The sequence below is a fragment of the Streptomyces sp. MP131-18 genome, assembly GCF_001984575.1.
Classification (GTDB): Bacteria; Actinomycetota; Actinomycetes; order Streptomycetales; family Streptomycetaceae; genus Streptomyces; species Streptomyces johnsoniae.
Genome location: NZ_LZNS01000001.1, coordinates 2,652,086 through 2,670,775, shown reverse-complemented (window position 1 = coordinate 2,670,775; position 18,690 = coordinate 2,652,086). Strand labels below are relative to the sequence as shown.

The 18,690-nt window shown below is 69.9% G+C and carries 15 protein-coding genes; 12 read left to right on the top strand and 3 right to left on the bottom strand.

Features of this window, described 5'->3' with window-relative positions; genetic code table 11:
• Window position 1: 1 nt before the first annotated feature.
• Window positions 2–808 (bottom strand): hypothetical protein, encoded by an 807-nt coding sequence (locus STBA_RS11690; protein ID WP_077059189.1) that lies wholly within the window; start codon window positions 806–808, stop codon window positions 2–4.
• A gap of 52 nt (window positions 809–860) precedes the next feature.
• The gene (locus tag STBA_RS11685; RefSeq protein WP_077059188.1) at window positions 861–1,163 is read right to left on the bottom strand and encodes a hypothetical protein; all 303 of its coding nucleotides are present in this window, start codon (window positions 1,161–1,163) and stop codon (window positions 861–863) included.
• Between the two features lie 314 nt (window positions 1,164–1,477).
• Between STBA_RS11685 and STBA_RS11680 the strand changes: the two genes are divergently transcribed.
• From STBA_RS11680 to STBA_RS11650, 7 genes are all read left to right on the top strand, one after another.
• Entirely contained in the window at window positions 1,478–3,532 is a 2,055-nt protein-coding gene (locus tag STBA_RS11680; protein WP_077059187.1) for an ABC transporter family substrate-binding protein, read from the top strand.
• A 132-nt stretch (window positions 3,533–3,664) separates the two neighbouring features.
• Complete coding sequence (gene typA, locus STBA_RS11675; protein ID WP_077059186.1) at window positions 3,665–5,533, top strand: translational GTPase TypA; 1,869 nt, start codon at window positions 3,665–3,667, stop codon at window positions 5,531–5,533.
• 324 nt (window positions 5,534–5,857) lie between these two features.
• Window positions 5,858–7,489: an ABC transporter substrate-binding protein gene (locus STBA_RS11670; RefSeq protein ID WP_077059185.1), complete on the top strand. Its 1,632-nt coding sequence runs from the start codon at window positions 5,858–5,860 to the stop codon at window positions 7,487–7,489.
• A gap of 88 nt (window positions 7,490–7,577) precedes the next feature.
• The gene (locus tag STBA_RS11665; protein WP_077059184.1) at window positions 7,578–8,507 is read left to right on the top strand and encodes an ABC transporter permease; all 930 of its coding nucleotides are present in this window, start codon (window positions 7,578–7,580) and stop codon (window positions 8,505–8,507) included.
• Window positions 8,500–9,465 carry an ABC transporter permease gene (locus STBA_RS11660; protein WP_077059183.1) on the top strand — a complete coding sequence of 322 codons (966 nt, stop codon included), beginning with the start codon at window positions 8,500–8,502 and terminating at the stop codon, window positions 9,463–9,465. The genes STBA_RS11665 and STBA_RS11660 overlap by 8 nt, the downstream gene beginning before the upstream one ends.
• A 24-nt stretch (window positions 9,466–9,489) precedes the next feature.
• Window positions 9,490–10,512, top strand: coding sequence for an ABC transporter ATP-binding protein (locus STBA_RS11655; protein ID WP_077063264.1), 1,023 nt, complete (start codon window positions 9,490–9,492; stop codon window positions 10,510–10,512).
• Window positions 10,505–11,551 carry a dipeptide ABC transporter ATP-binding protein gene (locus STBA_RS11650; protein WP_077059182.1) on the top strand — a complete coding sequence of 349 codons (1,047 nt, stop codon included), beginning with the start codon at window positions 10,505–10,507 and terminating at the stop codon, window positions 11,549–11,551. Before STBA_RS11655 ends, STBA_RS11650 begins: the two co-directional genes overlap by 8 nt.
• Before the next feature lie 32 nt (window positions 11,552–11,583).
• On the opposite strand, the gene STBA_RS11645 is transcribed toward STBA_RS11650, so the two are convergent.
• On the bottom strand, window positions 11,584–12,738 hold the full coding sequence (locus STBA_RS11645) for a hypothetical protein (protein WP_077059181.1): 1,155 nt from the start codon (window positions 12,736–12,738) through the stop codon (window positions 11,584–11,586).
• Between the two features lie 158 nt (window positions 12,739–12,896).
• On the opposite strand from STBA_RS11645, the gene STBA_RS11640 reads away from it, so the two are divergent.
• Genes STBA_RS11640 through STBA_RS11620 form a run of 5 tightly spaced genes read left to right on the top strand, consistent with a single transcriptional unit; the run spans window position 12,897 to window position 18,453 of the window.
• Window positions 12,897–14,534 (top strand): ABC transporter substrate-binding protein, encoded by a 1,638-nt coding sequence (locus STBA_RS11640; RefSeq protein ID WP_077059180.1) that lies wholly within the window; start codon window positions 12,897–12,899, stop codon window positions 14,532–14,534.
• Between the two features lie 5 nt (window positions 14,535–14,539).
• Complete coding sequence (locus STBA_RS11635; protein ID WP_077059179.1) at window positions 14,540–15,463, top strand: ABC transporter permease; 924 nt, start codon at window positions 14,540–14,542, stop codon at window positions 15,461–15,463.
• Window positions 15,456–16,406, top strand: coding sequence for an ABC transporter permease (locus STBA_RS11630; protein ID WP_107485028.1), 951 nt, complete (start codon window positions 15,456–15,458; stop codon window positions 16,404–16,406). Before STBA_RS11635 ends, STBA_RS11630 begins: the two co-directional genes overlap by 8 nt.
• Window positions 16,407–16,433: 27 nt before the next feature.
• Complete coding sequence (locus tag STBA_RS11625; protein ID WP_077059178.1) at window positions 16,434–17,411, top strand: ABC transporter ATP-binding protein; 978 nt, start codon at window positions 16,434–16,436, stop codon at window positions 17,409–17,411.
• 1 nt (window position 17,412) lies between these two features.
• Complete coding sequence (locus STBA_RS11620) at window positions 17,413–18,453, top strand: dipeptide ABC transporter ATP-binding protein (RefSeq protein WP_077059177.1); 1,041 nt, start codon at window positions 17,413–17,415, stop codon at window positions 18,451–18,453.
• Window positions 18,454–18,690 lie beyond the last annotated feature (237 nt).

Below are 18,690 nucleotides of genomic sequence, written 5' to 3'. Positions count from 1 at the left end.
ATCAGAACAGTCGCGGGTCGCTGAACACATCGGTGGCCAGCAGGTACACGTACAGGTCCGACGCCGCGAGCGAGAGCAGGGACGCCCAGGCCAGCGCCATATGGCGGCTGTTGAGCCGGCTCACCCACGTCCACAGCCGGTAGCGGACCGGATTTCTGGAAAAGCTCTTCAGCCGTCCGCCCATGATGTGCCGGCAGGAGTGGCAGGAGAGTGTGTACGCCCAGACCAGCACGATGTTGAGCAGGAACAGCAGCGTGCCGAGCCCCATGTGCCCCCACTCGTAGTCGGAGTCACGGAACGTCAGCAGCGTGTCGTAGGTGAGGATGACGGCGATCACGGACGCCGCGTAGAAGAAGTAGCGGTGGCTGTTGTTGAGGATCAGCGGGAACCGCGTCTCGCCCGAGTACGACCGGTGCGGCTCGGCGACCGCGCAGGCGGGCGGCGAGGCCCAGAAGCTGCGGTAGTACGCCTTGCGGTAGTAGTAACAGGTCAGGCGGAAGCCGAGCGGCAGCGCCAGGAAGATCAGGGCGGGGGACAGGCCCCACCAGTCGCCGAACAGCGCCACGTTCGGGCCGTTCTGCATGTCCACGCAGTTTTCCGCGAGGCACGGCGAGTAGAACGGGGAGACGTAGGGCGCCGCGTAGTAGTCGGCGTTCGCGAACGCCCGCCACGTCGAGTAGACGACGAAGGCCAGCAGCCCGGCCGCGGTGACGGCCGGGCCCAGCCACCACCGGTCGACGCGCAGGTGCGGCCGGCCGATGGCGGCCCGGCCGGCTCGCGGGGTCCTCGGTTCTGCTTCGGTTGCCACAAGACTCTCCGAAGGTGATCGGCGTACGGGGGGACGGCTCGGCTGCGCGGCGTCAGGGCGGGCCGCCCGGGCCCTCGGGGCCCCGCCGCGCGCCCACGCCCTCGTCGTCGGCGTCCGTCCACAGCCGGTCGTCGTAGGGCGCGTCCGGCACACCGATGAACTCCGCCTGCGCGTCCCCGGATTCGCCGGGAACGGTGGCGGTGAGCAGCGCCAGGCTCTCCCGCAGGTGCTCCGCGTCGCTGCGCAGACGCCGCGTCTCAAGACCCGGGCCGAGCTCCCGCTCCAGCCGCGAGACACACCGCGCCAGGTCATCCACGCACCGCCGGGCGGCTCGCAGCTCCTCGTGCAGTGACACCCCTGACACCCCTGCCACCTCCATTGGTGGTGCAGTACCGGACGATGCGAGTGTGACGCGTGACACAGCCTGTTGGGAAGAGGGCCGTGGGAAGAGATCACCCACCGCGACGGCTCCGGCGGGGGTGCGGCAGCGCGGTGCGGCGCGGAAGCCGGGGAACGCACCCGGCCGTGCGCGCCGGGCGCCGTCCGGGCTGGTCCGGTCGGGTGGCCTCGCCGCCACGGCCGCCGTGTCGCCGCGTTCCGGCCCCCGGCCTCCCCTTCAGTGGGGCGCATACGTGTGATCAACGCACCGGTGGAGCCGGAGGTACCAGCATGTCAGGCGCGTCAGCGATCCCGGGCCCGGCCCGTGGCCCCCGCCGTTTCGCGGCACTCGCGGTGGGCACGGCCCTCCTCGTGCCGCTGTTCGCCGTCGCCGGCTGCACCGGCTCCGAGGACCGTGACCGCAAGGCGGCCGGCGCCGCCCAGTCGGTGGCCACCGCCAGGCGCGCGCAGCTGACCAGCGGCGGCACCGCGACCTGGGCCGTCGACCGGCTGCCCGAGACGCTGAACGCCTACCAGTTCGACGCCGACCGGGTCACCGACCGGGTCGCGAGCGCCGTGCTGCCCATGCTGTTCACCATCGACGCGCACGGCAGGCCCCAGCTGAACACCGACTATCTGCGGTCGGCCGAGATCACGGCGCGCGAGCCGCGGCAGACGGTCCTCTTCACGCTGCACCCGGACGCGGCCTGGAGCGACGGGGAGCCGGTCACCGCGGCGGACTTCGTCGCCCAGTGGAAGGCGCTGGCCGGCGAGGACAAGGCGTACTGGTCCGCCCGCAACGCCGGCTACGACCGCATCGAGAACGTGACGAGGGGCCCAGAGCCCGGCCAGGTCGAGGTCACGTTCACCAAGCCGTACGCCGACTGGAAGTCCCTCTTCAGCCCGCTCTACCCGCGCTCCGTCACCTCGGAACCCGACCGGTTCAACGACGGAGCCCGCGACGAACTGCCCGCGGCGGCAGGCCCGTTCCGGGTCGAGGGCATCGACAGGGAGGCGGGCACCGTCACCCTGGTGCGCAACGACGCCTGGTGGGGCGAGCCCGCCCTCCTCGACCGGCTGGTCCTGTCCGCCGTGCCGCGCGACGAACGCCGCGCGGGCCTGCTCGCGGGCGACCTCGACATCGCCGAGGTCGGCCCGGACGACGCCGACGGCATCACCGCCGCGGGCGCGGCCCGCGGCGAGAAGGGCGGGCAGCAGGAGCGGCCGGAGGACGACGCGAAGGACGACGCGAAGGGCGCCGCCCCCGCGGACGGCCCCGGCGGCGGTCCGGCGACGACGGACGCCCTGCACGAGCTGGCAACGGCGCGGCTCGCCGGGGCCGACGCGGCGGGCGCGACCGAACGGTTCGCCCACGCCCACGCCGAGGCGCAGCGCGCCAGGGAACGCGCCTTCGCCACCCGCGAGGAGGCGGTCAGGCAGCGGCTCGCGGGCTTCACCGTGCACCGCGCCTACGACGCGGCCTACACCCACCTCGCCCTGAACGGCCAGTCACCCGCGCTCGCCGACGAGCGCGTGCGCTGGGCCGTCGCCCGCGCCCTCGACCGCAAGGAACTGGCCGAGCAGGTGCACGACCCGGCGGGGCTGCCGACCCGCGCGCTCGGCAGCCACGTGCGGGTGCTCGGCCAGACCGGCTACCGCGACAACAGCGACGCGCTCGGCTCCTCGGGGACGGACTCCGCGGCGGCGCTGCTCGAAGAGGCCGGGTGGCTGCGGGAGGACGTGAAGGCCGCGGGCAAGAAGGAGGACGGCGATGCGGACGACGGCCGGGCGCCGGCCGCCGGGTCCACCCCCGTCCGCGCCAAGGGCGGCACGTCGCTGGAGCTGCGCTTCGTGCTGCCGGAGGGGCCCGAGGCGGCGGAGCTGCGCAGGACCGGCCGGAGCATCGTGGAGATGCTGGCCCCGATCGGCGTCTCCGCGGAGATCGTCAAGGTCGACCGGGAGACGTTCTTCACCGACCACATCGCCCGCGGCGACTTCGACCTCGCGCTGTTCTCCTGGCCCGCGACGGCCTACCCGGCCACCGACGCCAAGCCGCTGTTCACCAAGCCGCGGCCGATCCCGGGCGGGGAGGCGCTGATCGAGCAGAACTACACGCGGGTCGGGACCGACCACATCGACCAGCTCCTCGACCAGGCGGCGGGCGAGCTGGACGAGGAGGAGCACGACGAGATCCTCAACCGGGCCGACGCCCGCATCTGGGCCGCGGCCGGCTCCGTTCCCCTCTATCAGCGCCCGCAGCTGGTCGCCGTCCGCAACGATCTGGCGGGTGCCGGGGCCTTCGGCCTCGCGACCCCGCGCTGGGAGGACATCGGCTACCGCAAGTAGCGCCCGGCGGGGAACCCGTACGATGACGGGTGAGGCCGGTGCTGCCGCCCTTCCCGGTGGCCGCCGCTGCCGCCGGTTGGGCGCTTCCCGCCGAGCCGTCTCAGTCACGATTCCGGGAGAAGCGCCCCAGCCATGCCTACGCGCCATGACATCCGCAATGTCGCCATCGTCGCCCATGTCGACCACGGCAAGACCACGCTGGTCGATGCCATGCTCAAGCAGGCCGGTGCCTTCGCCGCCCACCAGCACGTCGACGAGCGGGTCATGGACACCGGTGATCTCGAACGCGAGAAGGGCATCACCATCCTCGCGAAGAACACCGCGGTCCGTTACCACCCCAAGGGCGGCGGCACCCCGGTCGTCATCAACATCATCGACACCCCCGGCCACGCCGACTTCGGCGGCGAGGTGGAGCGCGGTCTGTCGATGGTGGACGCGGTCGTCCTCCTCGTCGACGCCTCGGAGGGCCCGCTGCCGCAGACCCGGTTCGTGCTCCGCAAGGCCCTCCAGGCGCGGCTGCCCGTCATCCTCTGCATCAACAAGACGGACCGCTCGGACGCCCGCATCTCCGCGGTGGTGAACGAGACCTACGAGCTGTTCCTCGACCTGGACGCCGACGAGGAGCAGATCGAGTTCCCCATCGTCTACGCCTGCGCCCGGGACGGCATCGCCTCGCTGACCCAGCCCGCGGACGGCACGGTGCCGGGCGACAGCGACAGCCTCGAACCGTTCTTCTCCGCACTGCTCGACACGGTCCCCGCGCCCGTGTACGAGGAGGACGCCCCGCTCCAGGCGCACGTCACCAACCTCGACGCCGACAACTTCCTCGGCCGCATCGCGCTGTGCCGCATCCGCCAGGGCAGCCTGCGCAAGGGCCAGAGCGTGGTGTGGCTCAGGCGCGACGGTTCGGCGCAGAACGTGCGGATCACCGAGCTGCTGATGACCCAGGCCCTCACCCGCAAGCCCGCGGAGGTGGCGGGCCCGGGGGACATCTGCGCGGTCGCCGGCATCCCGGACATCATGATCGGCGAGACCCTGGCCGACCCCGAGCGCCCGGCGGCGCTGCCGCTGATCACCGTCGACGAGCCGGCGATCGCCATGACCATCGGGACCAACACCTCCCCGCTCGTCGGCCGCGGCGGCAAGGGCCACAAGGTCACGGCCCGGCTGGTGAAGGACCGCCTCGACCGCGAGCTGGTCGGCAACGTCTCGCTCCGCGTGCTGCCGACCGAGCGCCCGGACGCCTGGGAGGTGCAGGGCCGTGGCGAACTGGCGCTGGCGATCCTGGTGGAGACGATGCGCAGGGAGGGCTTCGAGCTGACGGTGGGCAAGCCCGAGGTGGTGACGCGCGAGATCGACGGCTCGGTGCACGAGCCGGTGGAGCGCATGACGATCGACGCCCCGGAGGAGCACCTCGGCGCGATCACCCAGCTGATGGCCGGCCGCAAGGGCCGCATGGAGACCATGACCAACCACGGCTCCGGCTGGGTCCGCATGGAGTTCCTGGTGCCCTCCCGCGGGCTGATCGGGTTCCGCACCGAGTTCCTGACCGAGACCCGGGGGACCGGCATCGCGCACAGCATCTTCGAGCGGCACGAGCCGTGGGCCGGCGAGCTGCGGACCCGCAAGAGCGGTTCGCTCGTCGCCGACAGGCCGGGCGTGGCCACCCCGTACGCCATGCTCAACCTCCAGGAGCGCGGAACGATCTTCGTCGAGCCGGGCACCGAGGTCTACGAGGGCATGATCGTCGGGGAGAACTCCCGATCGGACGACATGGACGTCAACATCACCAAGGAGAAGAAGCTCACCAACATGCGGGCCGCGGCGGCCGATACGACGGAGAGCCTGGTGCCGCCCCGCAAGCTCTCCCTGGAGCAGTCGCTGGAGTTCTGCCGCGAGGACGAATGCGTCGAGGTGACCCCCGCCGATCTGCGTATTCGCAAGGTGGTCCTCGACCAGCGCGAGCGGGCGCGGGCCACGGCGCGCGCCAAGCGCCAATGATTCAGGCGTGTTGCACCGTGCGACACATTCCCCCCGTATGTGTCAAGCAGGTTTCGTACCGGATGTGAGATCTACCGTCCGGTATCCGGACCGAGGGACTTGACTTACGTCACATCAGTCCGGATACCGGAGAGAGTTCATCTGTGCTTTGTCCGGATATGCGGGTTGTCGTCTCCTCATCTTCATCAAAATGAGATAGCCGATCGGTGGTTTCGCCGCAGGTTTATGCCCAATAGTTGTGGGCATTGCGAACCGGACGCGGGTAGACCTCCGCGCTCCGGGGTTCCCTGTGCATGAAAGCGGATTCCCAAGGAGGCAGAGCCCATGCGTGGTGCGCGCAGCGCCAAGTGGGTCGCCAGTGCGATAGTCGTGGCCCTCGCCGCGACGGCTTGCGGCGGCGGCGATGATGACGGCGGCGACGGCGGTTCGGACGGGGCCGCGGGGAACCCGGATGGCATCGTCCGGATCGACGGTGGTGAGCCGCAGAACCCGCTCATCCCGATGAACACCAACGAGGCGCTCGGCGGCCTCGTGATCGACAACCTCTTCTCCAAGCTCCTCGACTTCGACGACGAGGGCCAGATCTTCATGGTCGCGGCCGAGTCCGTCGAGCCCAACGAGGACAACTCGGTCTGGACGGTGACCCTCAAGGAGGGCTGGACGTTCCACGACGGCACGCCCGTCACCGCGGAGAGCTACGTCAACGCCTGGAACTGGGCGGCGAACGTCACCAACAACCAGAACGGCAGCTTCTGGTTCCAGGACATCGTCGGCTACGAGGACGTGCACCCGGAGGAGGGCGAGCCCACCGCCGACGCGATGTCCGGCCTCCAGGCCGTCGACGAGACCACGTTCACCATCGAGCTGACCGACCCGGTCCCCTACTACGACTACAAGCTGGGTTACTCGACTTTCACCCCGCTGCCGGAGAGCTTCTACGAGGACCCCGAGGCGTTCGGCGAGAGCCCGGTGGGCAACGGCCCCTACTCCTTCGTCGAGTGGAACCACGGCGAGTCCATCGAGCTCACCCGCTACGAGGAGTACGCCGGCGAGGACGCCGCGCAGAACGGCGGCATCCACATCCAGGCGTACGACGGCCTGGAGGCCGCGTACACCGACCTCCAGTCGGGCAACCTGGACATCATCCGCCAGGTGGGACCGCGCGACCTGCCGCTCTACCAGCAGGACCTCGGCGAGGACCGCACCGTCGCCCAGCCCTACAACGGCACCCAGACCATCACGCCGGCCTGGTACAACTGGGAGGACACCCCGCCGGAGGTGCTCCAGGGCGTCTCCATGGCGATCGACCGGGAGACCATCACCCAGACCGTGCTGAACGGCTCCCGTACCCCGGCCGACAGCTTCGTGCCCCCGGGCGTGTACGGCTACGAGGCAGGCGCCTCCGGCGACATCACCACCTTCGACCCGGAGCGCGCGCGCCAGCTGGTCGAGGAGAACGGCGGCATCCCCGGGGACCGGATCACCATCCAGTACAACGCGGACGGTGGCCACCGGGAGTGGGTCGAGGCCGTCTGCAACAGCATCATCGAAACGCTGGACGTGGAGTGCGTCGGCGACTCCAAGGTCGACTTCGACACCGACCTGGAGGCCCGCGAGGCCAATGAGGTCGAGAGCATGTACCGCGGCGGCTGGCTGGCGGACTACCCGCTGAACGTCAACTTCCTGAAGGAGCTGTACGCGTCCTACGCGCACAGCAACTACGGCCGCTTCGACAACGCCGAGGTCGACGAGCTGTTCGCCGAGGGCGACCGGGCCGCCACGCTGGACGAGGCGGTGGCCCTCTACCAGGAGGCCGAGCAGCTGCTGTGGCAGGAGATGCCGTCCATCCCGCTCTGGTACCAGAACGTCAACGCCGGCTGGGGCCCGAACGTGGAGAACGTCCGCTTCGACACCGCCGGCGTGCCGGTGCTGAACGAAGTCACCGTCAACGAGTGACCGCGGGCCGGACAGCAGCGTAAGCGTGCCTGCGGGCCGTCCCCGACCGGGACGGCCCGCGGGCCACGCCGACTGACATGGAGGAATGATGGGGCGCTACGTCGTACGGCGACTGCTCCAGATGATCCCGGTGTTCATCGGGTCGACCTTCATCATCTTCATGATGATGTACGCCCTGCCCGGGGACCCCGTGCGGGCTCTGTGGGGCGAACGGGCCCCGGACGAGGCCCAGATGGCCGCGATCAAAGCGGATCTCGGCCTCGACGACCCGATTCTGCTCCAGTACTGGAATTATCTTGTCGGCCTGGTGCAGGGAGACTTCGGTACCCAGATCCAGAGCAGACGCGAGGTCATCGACGTCATTTCGGACGCGCTGCCCGCCACCCTGCGGCTGACCGCGCTGGCGTTCCTCATCACCGCCGTCGTCGGCATCGGGCTCGGCCTGCTGGCCGGGCTGCGGGCCGGCAAGAAGACGGACCGCGGCATCCTCTTCCTCAGCCTGCTGCTGATCTCGGTGCCGGTGTTCGTCATCGGCTACCTCTACCAGACCTACCCCGGCGTCAAGTGGGGGTGGATCACCCCCACGGTCCGCGACTCGGAGAACTGGGGCGAGCTGCTGCTCCCCGCCCTCGCGCTGGCCTCGCTCTCCCTGGCCTACGTCATGCGGCTGACCCGCTCGACGATCGTGGAGAACCGGCGCGCCGACTACATGCGCACGGCGCGCGCCAAGGGGCTGCCCCAGCGCCGTGTGGTCGGCAACCACCTGCTCCGCAACTCGCTGATCCCGGTGGTCACCTTCCTCGGCGTCGACCTCGGCAACCTGATGGCGGGCGCCATCGTCACCGAGGGCATCTTCAACATCAACGGGATCGGACGGACGGTGTACGAAGCGTTGAACGCGCGGGAGGGCGCGACCGTCGTCGGCGTCGTCAGTTTCATCATCATCGTCTACCTGGTGATCGCGCTGCTCGTCGATCTGCTCTACGCGGTGCTCGACCCAAGGATTCGCTATGCCTGAGGCAAGGGCCACCATCGGCAAGAAGGAAGCCGTTCCGTCCGGCGGCGGGGCGGTCCCCGCCGCGGTCGCGGTCGACGCCGGGCCCGCGCCCGGCAAGCCGCGGAGCCTGTGGTCCGACGCGTGGCACGATCTGCGGCGCAAGCCCAGCTTCGTGATCCCCGCGCTGATCATCCTGCTGCTGCTCGTGGTGGCGGCGTTCCCCGGCTGGTTCACCTCGGTGAGCCCGCGGGCGGCCGACCTCACGAACAACTACCTGCGCGAGCCGGAGCTGACCCACTTCTTCTCACCGGAGTGGCTGGGCTACAACCAGCAGGGGCAGAGCATCTGGGCGCGGATGCTGTACGGCACCCGCGCGTCCATCGTGATCGGCGTCGCGGTGACCGTCCTGGTGACGGTGCTCGGCAGCCTCGTCGGCATGCTCGCCGGCTACTTCGGCGGCTGGGTCGACGCGCTGCTCTCCCGGGTCATCGACATCTTCCTGGGCATCCCGTTCCTGCTGGGCGCCATGGTCATCCTGGTCTCCTTCGACACCAGGACCGAGTGGACGGTGACCTTCGCGCTCGCCTTCCTCGGCTGGACGACCGTGGCCAGGGTGATGCGCGGTTCGGTCATCTCGATCAAGCAGTCCGACTACGTGGCCGCGGCCCGTTCGCTCGGCGCCGGCACGTCCCGCATCCTGCTGCGGCACGTCCTGCCCAACGCCATGGCCCCGGTCATCGTGGTCGCCATGATCGCGCTCGGCGGGTACATCACCGCGGAGGCCGTGCTGTCGTTCCTGGGCATCGGCCTGAGCGAGCCGTCCATCTCCTGGGGTGGCGACATCAACCGGGCACAGGGCCAGATCCGGATCGCCGAACACATCCTGCTGTACCCGTCGATCCTGCTGAGCATCACCATCCTGTCCTTCCTGATGCTGGGTGACGCCGTGCGTGACGCCCTCGACCCCAAGCTGCGCTGAGGGAGCACGCTCGTGTCGATCGAAATGACCAAGGCGGACGTCCCCGGGGTACCGCTGCTCGAAGTCCGGGACCTGCATGTGGAGTTCCGCACGCGGGAGGGCCAGGCCAAGGCCGTCAACGGCGTCAGTTACACCGTGGACGCCGGCGAGACGCTGGCGGTGCTCGGCGAGTCGGGCTCCGGCAAGTCCGTGACCGCCCAGACCATCATGGGCATCCTGGACATGCCGCCAGGGCGCATCACCGGCGGGGAGATCCTGTTCCGCGGCGAGGACATGCTCAAGATGCCCGAGGACCAGCGGCGTCGGGTGCGCGGCGACAAGATCGCGATGATCTTCCAGGACGCGCTGTCCTCGCTGAACCCGGTGCTGTCGGTGGGCTACCAGCTGGGGGAGATGTTCCGGGTGCACCGGGGCATGTCCCGCAAGGAGGCCAAGGCCAAGTCCGTCGAGCTGATGGACCGGGTGCGCATACCCGCGGCGAAGGAGCGGGTGAACGACTACCCGCACCAGTTCTCCGGCGGTATGCGGCAGCGCATCATGATCGCGATGGCGTTGGCCCTGGAGCCGGACGTGATCATCGCGGACGAGCCTACGACGGCGCTGGACGTGACCGTCCAGGCGCAGGTGATGGACCTGCTGTCGGAGTTGCAGCGCGACTTCAACATGGGGCTCATCCTCATCACCCACGACCTGGGCGTCGTCGCCGACGTGGCCGACAAGATCGCGGTCATGTACGCGGGGCGCATCGTGGAGCACGCGCCGGTGCACGAGCTGTACAAGCGGCCCGCGCACCCCTACACCAAGGGCCTGCTGGACTCGATCCCGCGCCTGGACCACAAGGGCAAGGAGCTGTACGCGATCAAGGGCCTGCCGCCCAGCCTCACGGCGGTCCCGAGCGGCTGCGCGTTCAACCCGCGCTGCGCCATGGCGCGGGACGTCTGCCGGACCGAGGTGCCGCCGCTGGCCGAGGTGACCGAGCGCGACGGCAGCCCGCTGGGCGGCCGGACCAGCGCCTGCCACTTCTGGAAGGAGACGATCCATGGCTGACGAAGCAGCCGGTCCGCGCGAGCCGATCCTCGAAGTCCGCGCACTGGTCAAGCACTTCCCGCTCACCCAGGGCATCCTCTTCAAGCGGCAGGTCGGCGCGGTCAAGGCCGTGGACGACATCTCCTTCACGCTGCACCGGGGCGAGACCCTGGGGATCGTGGGGGAGTCCGGCTGCGGGAAGTCGACGGTGGCCAAGCTCCTGATGAACCTGGAGCAGCCGACCGCCGGGGAGATCCTGTACAAGGGCGAGGACATCTCCAAGCTGTCCGGGCGCGCGCTGAAGGCGGTGCGGCGGAACATCCAGATGGTGTTCCAGGACCCGTACACCTCGCTGAACCCGCGCATGACGGTCGGCGACATCATCGGGGAGCCGTTCGAGATCCACCCGGAGGCGGCCCCGAAGGGCGACCGGCGCCGCAAGGTGCAGGAGCTGCTTGACGTCGTCGGGCTCAACCCCGAGTACATCAACCGGTACCCGCACCAGTTCTCCGGCGGCCAGCGGCAGCGCATCGGCATCGCGCGCGGCCTGGCGCTGAACCCGGAGGTCATCATCTGTGACGAGCCGGTCTCCGCGCTCGACGTGTCGGTGCAGGCGCAGGTGATCAACCTGATGGAGCGCCTCCAGAACGAGTACGACCTGGCGTACCTCTTCATCGCGCACGACCTGTCGATCGTCCGGCACATCTCCGACCGGGTCGGGGTGATGTATCTCGGGAAGCTGGCCGAGATCGGCACGGACACCGAGATCTACGACCACCCGACGCACCCCTACACGCAGGCGCTGCTCTCCGCGGTCCCGCAGCCGGACCCCGAGGGCCGCGACACCAGGGAGCGGATCATCCTCACCGGCGACGTTCCTTCCCCGGCGAACCCGCCCTCCGGCTGCCGCTTCCGCACCCGCTGCTGGAAAGCGCAGGACAAGTGCGCCGAGGAGGTGCCGCTGCTCGCCGTGCCCGAGCGGTTCAAGGACAGCGACACCGGCGCGCGGCACGACTCGGCGTGCCACTTCGCGGAGGACAAGGACATCGTCCACGCGTGAACGGCCCGGCCGCCCGGCTCCGGCCGGGCGGCTCAGCCGCGGTTGCCGCCGAGGATGAGCGTGTGCCAGGTGAACCCGTCGGCGGAAATGCGGTAGTGGCCCGGGTTCCCGATGTCCGTCAGCAGGTAGCCGCCGGGCGTCAGCGCCGGCTCCTCGGGCGGCGGCCCCGGGCGGGTGGTTTCGAACGTGCTGCCGCCGTCCCTGCTGGTGTAGATGCCGTCGTCCGCGTAGACGACGAGGCTGCCGTCCGCGGCGGCGATGGGCGTGCCGAGCAGCGACCTGGGTGAGGCGCCGCCCCCGCCGGTCCACACCCGTTCCCAGGTCCGCCCGTCGTCCGCGCTGCGGTGTACCGCGATCAGCGATCCGGCCGTGGTGCCGCGGTACACGTCGCTCAGCAGCACCCCCGTTTCGAACGCGTACAGGGCGTCCTCGGCGGCGACCAGGGCGCGCAGCTCGGCGTGGTGCCCGTGGCCCGGCGGGGTCGGCAGCGGGGGCAGCAGCTCCCAGGTGCGGCCCAGGTCCCGGGTGACGGCGGCGGCCGGCTCGCCGGTGGCGCGGTCCTTGCCGCGCGTCCAGTAGGTACCGTCGGCCAGCAGGTCGAGCCGGTCGACGGCGGTCAGCGGCGGCTGTTCGGCGAGCACCTTGTACTCGGCGGTGTCCGGCATGAGCACGTTGACCTGCTCGTCCGCCACCAGCAGCGCGCCGCTGGGGATCTCCGGCGCGGTGCCCGCCGGCTCGGCCGGGGCGGGCTGCCACGTGGCACCGCCGTCGGTGGTCAGCCAGCTCTCCTCGTGCCCCTCGGCGTCCCGCTGGGACAACCGCGCGCTGCCTGGCCCTGCCACCTGGAGGGTGTGGTCGCTGCCGTCGCCCTCCGTGGCGCCCGCCGGGGTGTCCCGCAGCTGCCAGCCGCCGTCCGCCAGCACGGCGGCGCGCACGGCGCAGACCCCGTCGTCGCGGCAGTCCGTCAGCAGCGCGAAGGCGTGTGCGGCATCGGCGAACCTGAGCAGGACGTCCTGTCCTGGCAGTTCGGTGGCCGAGGGGATGCGGGGCGGCTCGGCCGAGGGGGTGGGGAGGAGGGACGCGGACGGGCTCGGCGCCTCGGTGGGCCCTGACCGGTCCTGCTGCTCGGCGGTGCAGGCCAGGAGGGTGGCGGCGAGCAGGACGACCGGGGGGAGTGCTGACCGCATGCTTCGGACGATAGCGGAGGACCGCCCTGAGGCATATGGGGGGTTTCGGGCAACACTCCGGGCGGCCCCGGAGGTCGTTCGCCAGCCCTGGGGGATATAAGCGGTTTTATTGGTCTCTGTTGGTCTGCATATGGCTTCACCGGCCCGAGGAGGCACCCATGCGCCGAAGCATCCGCCTGACCAGCGCCGTCGCCGGCCTGACGGTCATCGTCGCGGCGGCCACGGCGTGCGGCGGCGGGGACGACTCGGGGGGCGGGGGCGGCGGGGGGATGATCCGTGCCTCCTGGGGCGATCCGCAGCATCCGCTGGAGCCCGCGAACACCAACGAGGTGCAGGGCGGCAAGGTCCTCGACATGATCTTCCGCGGCCTGAAGCGCTACGACCCGGAGACGGGCGAGGCGAAGGACGAGATGGCGGAGTCGATCGAGACCGACGACCAGCAGAACTTCACCGTCACCATCGAGGACGGCTGGACGTTCAGCGACGGCACGCCCGTGACCGCCGCCTCCTACGTGGACGCCTGGAACTACGGCGCCCACATCGAGAACGCGCAGGTCGCCAGCTACTTCTTCCAGTTCATCGACGGCTACGACGAGGTGCATCCGGCCGAGGAGGACGCCGAGGCCACCGCGGACACCCTCAGCGGCCTGCGCGTCCTCGACGACCACACCTTCACCGTCCGCCTCAGCGAACCGTTCTCCCTGTGGCCGGAAACGCTCGGCTACGCCGCCTACGCGCCGCTGCCGCGGGCGTTCTTCGACGACCACGACGCGTGGCTGGCCAAGCCCATCGGCAACGGCCCCTACGAGATCGAGTCCTACCAGCGCAGCCAGAGCATGACCCTGGTGCGGTACGAGGGCTTCAAGGGCAAGGACGCGGCCCAGAACGACGGCGTGGAACTGCGCGTCTACACCGACAACAACACCGCCTACACCGACCTCCAGGCCGGCAACCTCGACCTGATCGACGACGTGCCCGCCTCCCAGCTCCAGAACGCGCAGAACGATCTCGGCGACCGCTACATCAACCAGCCGGCCGGCATCATCCAGACCGTCTCCTTCCCGCTCTACGAGGACGCCTGGGAGGGCGAGGACGGCGCTGCGCTGCGCCGCGGGCTCTCCATGGCGATCAACCGCGAGGAGATCACCTCGCGCATCTTCCACGACACCCGCACCCCGGCGAGCGACTTCACCTCCCCCGTGCTCGGCGACGCCGGCGGCTACGAGGAGGGGCTGTGCGGGGAGGCCTGCACCTACGACCCGGACCGCGCCAAGCAGCTGATCGAGGAGGCGGGCGGGCTGCCGGACGGGCGGATCACCCTCACCTCCAACGTGGACACCGGCTCTCACCGGCAGTGGATGGACGCGGTCTGCAACAGCATCAACAACGCGCTGGACGACACCGGCGCCTGCACGGTCAACCCCGTCCCGACCTTCGCCGACTTCCGCAACCAGGTCACCGGCCGGGAGATGACCGGCATGTTCCGCACGGGCTGGCAGATGGACTACCCGCTGATCCAGAACTTCCTCCAGCCGCTCTACTACACGGACGCCTCGTCCAACGACTCCGTCTACCGCAGCGAGGAGTTCGACCGCCTGGTCGACGAGGCCAACTCGGAAGCCGACGAGGCCGAGGCGGTCAACACCTTCCGGGAGGCGGAACGGGTGCTGGTGGAGGACCTGCCGGCGATCCCGCTGTGGTACCAGAACGGGACCGCGGGGCATTCGGAACGCCTTGAGAACGTCAAACTCAACCCGTTCTCCGTCCCGGTCTTCACCGAGATCAAGGTGAGCTAATCCCCATGGGGCGCTACGTCATCCGACGCCTGCTCCAGATGATCCCGGTCTTCATCGGGGCGACCTTCCTCATCTTCGTCATGGTCTACGCCCTCGGCGACCCGGTGTCCGCGCTGTTCGGCGACCGCGGCCCCGATCCGGCCACCGCCAAGGCGCTGCGCGAGGAGTTCAACCTGGACCACCCGCTGTGGCAGCAGTACCTGCTGTACATGGGCAAGATCTTCTCCGGCGACTTCGGCACCGCGTTCAACGGGCAGCCGGTCACCGAGCTGATGGAACGGGCGTTCCCGATCAGCTTCCGGCTCGCGCTGGTCGCCCTCACCTTCGAGATCGTCCTCGGCATCGTGCTCGGCGTCGTCACGGGGCTGCGCCGCGGCCGTTCCCTCGACACCACGGTGCTGATCCTGACCCTGGTCGTCATCGCGGTCCCCACCTTCGTGCTGGGCACCACGGGGCAGTTCTTCCTGGGCGTCGAGGCCGGCTGGATCGACCCGGCGGTCAGCCCGGACGCCCGGCTGGACGAGCTGATCGTGCCCGGCCTCATCCTCGCGCTGGTCTCGCTCGCCTACGTCACCAGGCTCACCAGGACCTCCGTCGCCGAGAACACCCGCGCCGACTACATCCGCACCGCCATCGCCAAGGGGCTGCCGCGCCGCCGGGTGACGGTCCGCCACCTGCTGCGCAACTCGCTGATCCCCGTGGTCACCTACCTCGGCGCGGACATCGGCACCCTGATGGCCGGCGCCATCGTGACCGAGCGCATCTTCAACATCCAGGGCGTCGGCTACCAGCTCTACCAGGGCATTCTGCGGCAGAACTCGCCGACCGTCGTCGGCTTCGTGGTCGTCCTGGTGCTGATCTTCCTGCTGGCGAACCTGCTCGTCGACCTCCTCTACGCCGTGCTCGACCCGAGGATTCGCTATGCCTGACCAGCAGTCCGACAAGACCCCGTTCGGCGCCCAGGAGGTGGCCGCCGCCAAGGGGCTGACCGCCGGCACCGCCACCGCGCCCGAGACCACGGCCGCCCGCAGCCTGTGGACCGACGCCTGGCACGACCTGCGCCGCAACCCGGTGTTCATCGTGTCCGCGCTGCTGATCCTCTTCCTCGTGGTGATCTCGCTGTGGCCGGGGCTCATCGCCTCCCGCGACCCGCAGCGCTGCCAGCTCGGCCGTTCCCTCGAAGGCCCGTCCGCCGGGCACTGGTTCGGCTTCGACACCCAGGGCTGCGACGTCTACACGCGCACCGTGTACGGGGCGCGCGCCTCCATCACCGTCGGCCTGTGCGCGACCCTCGGCGTCGCCGTGCTCGGCGCGGTCGTCGGCGGCCTCGCCGGATTCATCGGCGGCTTCTGGGACACGCTGCTCTCCCGCCTGACCGACGTCTTCTTCGGCATCCCGCTGGTGCTCGGCGCCATCGTCTTCCTCAGCATGATCACCCTCACCGGCATCTGGCCGGTGGTGCTGGTGATCGCCGCGCTGAGCTGGCCGCAGATCGCACGCATCTCCCGCGGTTCGGTCATCACCGCCAAGCAGAACGACTACGTGCAGGCCGCGCGGGCGCTGGGCGCGAGCAATTCCCGGATGCTGCTGCGGCACATCCTGCCCAACGCGGTCGCGCCGGTGATCGTGATGGCGACCATCATGCTCGGCACGTTCATCGCCCTGGAGGCGACGCTCAGCTACCTGGGGGTGGGGCTGCGCCCGCCGACCGTCTCCTGGGGCGTCGACATCTCCGCCGCCTCCGACGGCATGCAGTTCCGCAACGCCCCGCACATCCTGCTGTACCCGGCCGCCGCGCTGAGCCTCACCGTGCTGGCCTTCATCATGCTCGGCGACGCCGTTCGCGACGCCCTGGACCCCAAGCTCCGCTGATGTGAAGCCGAACCGACAGGAGTTGCGATGCTGCTCGACGTCCAGGATCTGCACGTGGACTTCCGCACGCGCGACGGAGTGGTCAACGCGGTCAACGGGGCCGGCTTCTCCGTGGACGAGGGCGAGACGCTGGCCGTGCTGGGCGAGTCCGGCTCCGGCAAATCGGTGACCGCGCAGGCCGTCATGGGCATCCTCGACACGCCGCCGGGCCGCATCACCCACGGCCGCGTCCTGTTCCGCGGCCGTGACCTGCTCACCCTCGGCCGCGAGGAACGGCGGCGCATTCGCGGCGAGCGGATGGCGATGATCTTCCAGGACGCGCTGTCCTCGCTGAACCCGGTGCTGTCGGTGGGCTACCAGCTGGGGGAGATGTTCCGGGTGCACCGGGACGCCTCCCGCAAGGAGGCGAAGGCCAGGGCCGTCGAGCTGATGGACCGGGTGCGGATTCCGGCGGCCAGGGAGCGGGTGAACGACTACCCGCACCAGTTCTCCGGCGGCATGCGGCAGCGCATCATGATCGCGATGGCGCTCGCCCTCGAACCCGAGCTGGTGATCGCGGACGAGCCGACGACGGCGCTGGACGTGACCGTGCAGGCACAGGTGATGGACCTGCTGGCGGAGTTGCAGCGCGAGTACCGGATGGGCCTCATCCTCATCACGCACGACCTCGGGGTCGTCGCCGACGTGGCCGACAAGATCGCGGTCATGTACGCGGGGCGCATCGTGGAGCACGCCCCGGTGCACGACGTGTACAAGCGGCCCGCGCACCCCTACACCAAGGGACTGCTGGAGTCGATTCCGCGGCTCGACCACAAGGGCGGGGAACTGCTGGCCATCAAGGGCCTGCCGCCGAACCTGCTGCACGTCCCCGCCGGCTGCCCGTTCCACCCGCGCTGCCCCCAGGTGCGCGAGGTCTGCCGGCACGATCCGCGCCCGCCGCTGTACGAGGTCGGCGAGGGCCGGTCGAGCGCGTGCCACTTCTGGAAGGAGACGATCGGTGAGTGACGTGCCGCAGGAGTCGCCGGAGCCGATCCTCGAAGTCCGCGGGCTGGTCAAGCACTTCCCGCTCACGCGCGGCATCCTGATCCGGCGCGGGATCGGCGCGGTGCAGGCGGTCGACGGGGTGTCGTTCGACCTGCGGCCGGGCGAGACGCTGGGGATCGTGGGCGAGTCCGGCTGCGGGAAGTCCACCGTGGCCAGGCTGCTGATGAATCTGGAGCGGCCGACCGCGGGCAGCATCCGGTACAAGGGCGAGGACATTTCACGGCTTTCCGGGCGGGCGCTGAAGGCGGTGCGGCGGAATATCCAGATGGTGTTCCAGGACCCGTACACCTCGCTGAATCCGCGGATGACGGTCGGGGACATCGTGGGGGAGCCGTTCGACATCCATCCCGAGGCCGCGCCGAAGAAGGACAGGCGGCGCAAGGTGCAGGAACTGCTCGATGTGGTCGGGCTCAATCCGGAGTACGTGAACCGGTATCCCCATCAGTTTTCCGGCGGGCAGCGGCAGCGCATCGGGATCGCGCGCGGACTCGCCCTCAACCCGGAGATCATCGTGGCCGACGAGCCGGTCTCGGCGCTCGACGTGTCCGTCCAGGCGCAGGTGATCAACCTGATGGAACGTCTTCAGCGGGAGTTCGGCCTGGCGTACATGTTCATTGCGCACGATCTGTCCATCGTGCGGCATATCTCCGACCGCGTCGCGGTCATGTATCTCGGCCGGATCGTCGAAACGGGCACCGATCAGGAGATTTACGAGCACGCCACCCATCCGTACACGCAGGCGCTGCTGTCCGCCGTTCCCGTGCCGGACCCCGAACTCAGTCGCAGCCGCGAACACATCATTCTCGTGGGAGACGTGCCGTCCCCTGCCGATCCGCCGTCCGGCTGCCGTTTCCGTACCCGCTGCTGGAAGGCGCAGGCGCTGTGCGCGGAAGTGGACCCGCCGCTCGCCGTGCCCGCCGAGTTCACCGCGGCCACGGGGCCGGCGCGGCACGCCTCCGCCTGTCACTTCGCCGAGGACAAGGGGCAGTTGGTCAGCGGCTGAGTGCGGATGTGCACCGGGGCGGCGCCTGCCTTCCGGCCGCGCCGCCCCGGTCTACGGCACCCGCACGGCCGTACCGCCACAGTCTGGGCCGTTCGCATATCGGTATAGGGTCTGGGGTGTTGCCGCCTTGTTAACAGGCCGGGTCACCACTTATCCCCACATTCCCGATCGCCGATCGTGCGGTCAAGCACGTTTTCGTGCCGATCTGCATAATCTTCGCTCACCAAAATGACCGTC

Coding starts and splice junctions, on each gene's coding strand:
- STBA_RS11680 (WP_077059187.1), top strand. CDS start 1,478: ATGTCAGGCGCGTCAGCGATCCCGGGCCCGGCCCGTGGCCCCCGCCGT.
- typA (WP_077059186.1), top strand. CDS start 3,665: ATGCCTACGCGCCATGACATCCGCAATGTCGCCATCGTCGCCCATGTC.
- STBA_RS11670 (WP_077059185.1), top strand. CDS start 5,858: ATGCGTGGTGCGCGCAGCGCCAAGTGGGTCGCCAGTGCGATAGTCGTG.
- STBA_RS11665 (WP_077059184.1), top strand. CDS start 7,578: ATGGGGCGCTACGTCGTACGGCGACTGCTCCAGATGATCCCGGTGTTC.
- STBA_RS11660 (WP_077059183.1), top strand. CDS start 8,500: ATGCCTGAGGCAAGGGCCACCATCGGCAAGAAGGAAGCCGTTCCGTCC.
- STBA_RS11655 (WP_077063264.1), top strand. CDS start 9,490: ATGACCAAGGCGGACGTCCCCGGGGTACCGCTGCTCGAAGTCCGGGAC.
- STBA_RS11650 (WP_077059182.1), top strand. CDS start 10,505: ATGGCTGACGAAGCAGCCGGTCCGCGCGAGCCGATCCTCGAAGTCCGC.
- STBA_RS11645 (WP_077059181.1), bottom strand. CDS start 12,738: ATGCGGTCAGCACTCCCCCCGGTCGTCCTGCTCGCCGCCACCCTCCTG.
- STBA_RS11640 (WP_077059180.1), top strand. CDS start 12,897: ATGCGCCGAAGCATCCGCCTGACCAGCGCCGTCGCCGGCCTGACGGTC.
- STBA_RS11635 (WP_077059179.1), top strand. CDS start 14,540: ATGGGGCGCTACGTCATCCGACGCCTGCTCCAGATGATCCCGGTCTTC.
- STBA_RS11630 (WP_107485028.1), top strand. CDS start 15,456: ATGCCTGACCAGCAGTCCGACAAGACCCCGTTCGGCGCCCAGGAGGTG.
- STBA_RS11625 (WP_077059178.1), top strand. CDS start 16,434: ATGCTGCTCGACGTCCAGGATCTGCACGTGGACTTCCGCACGCGCGAC.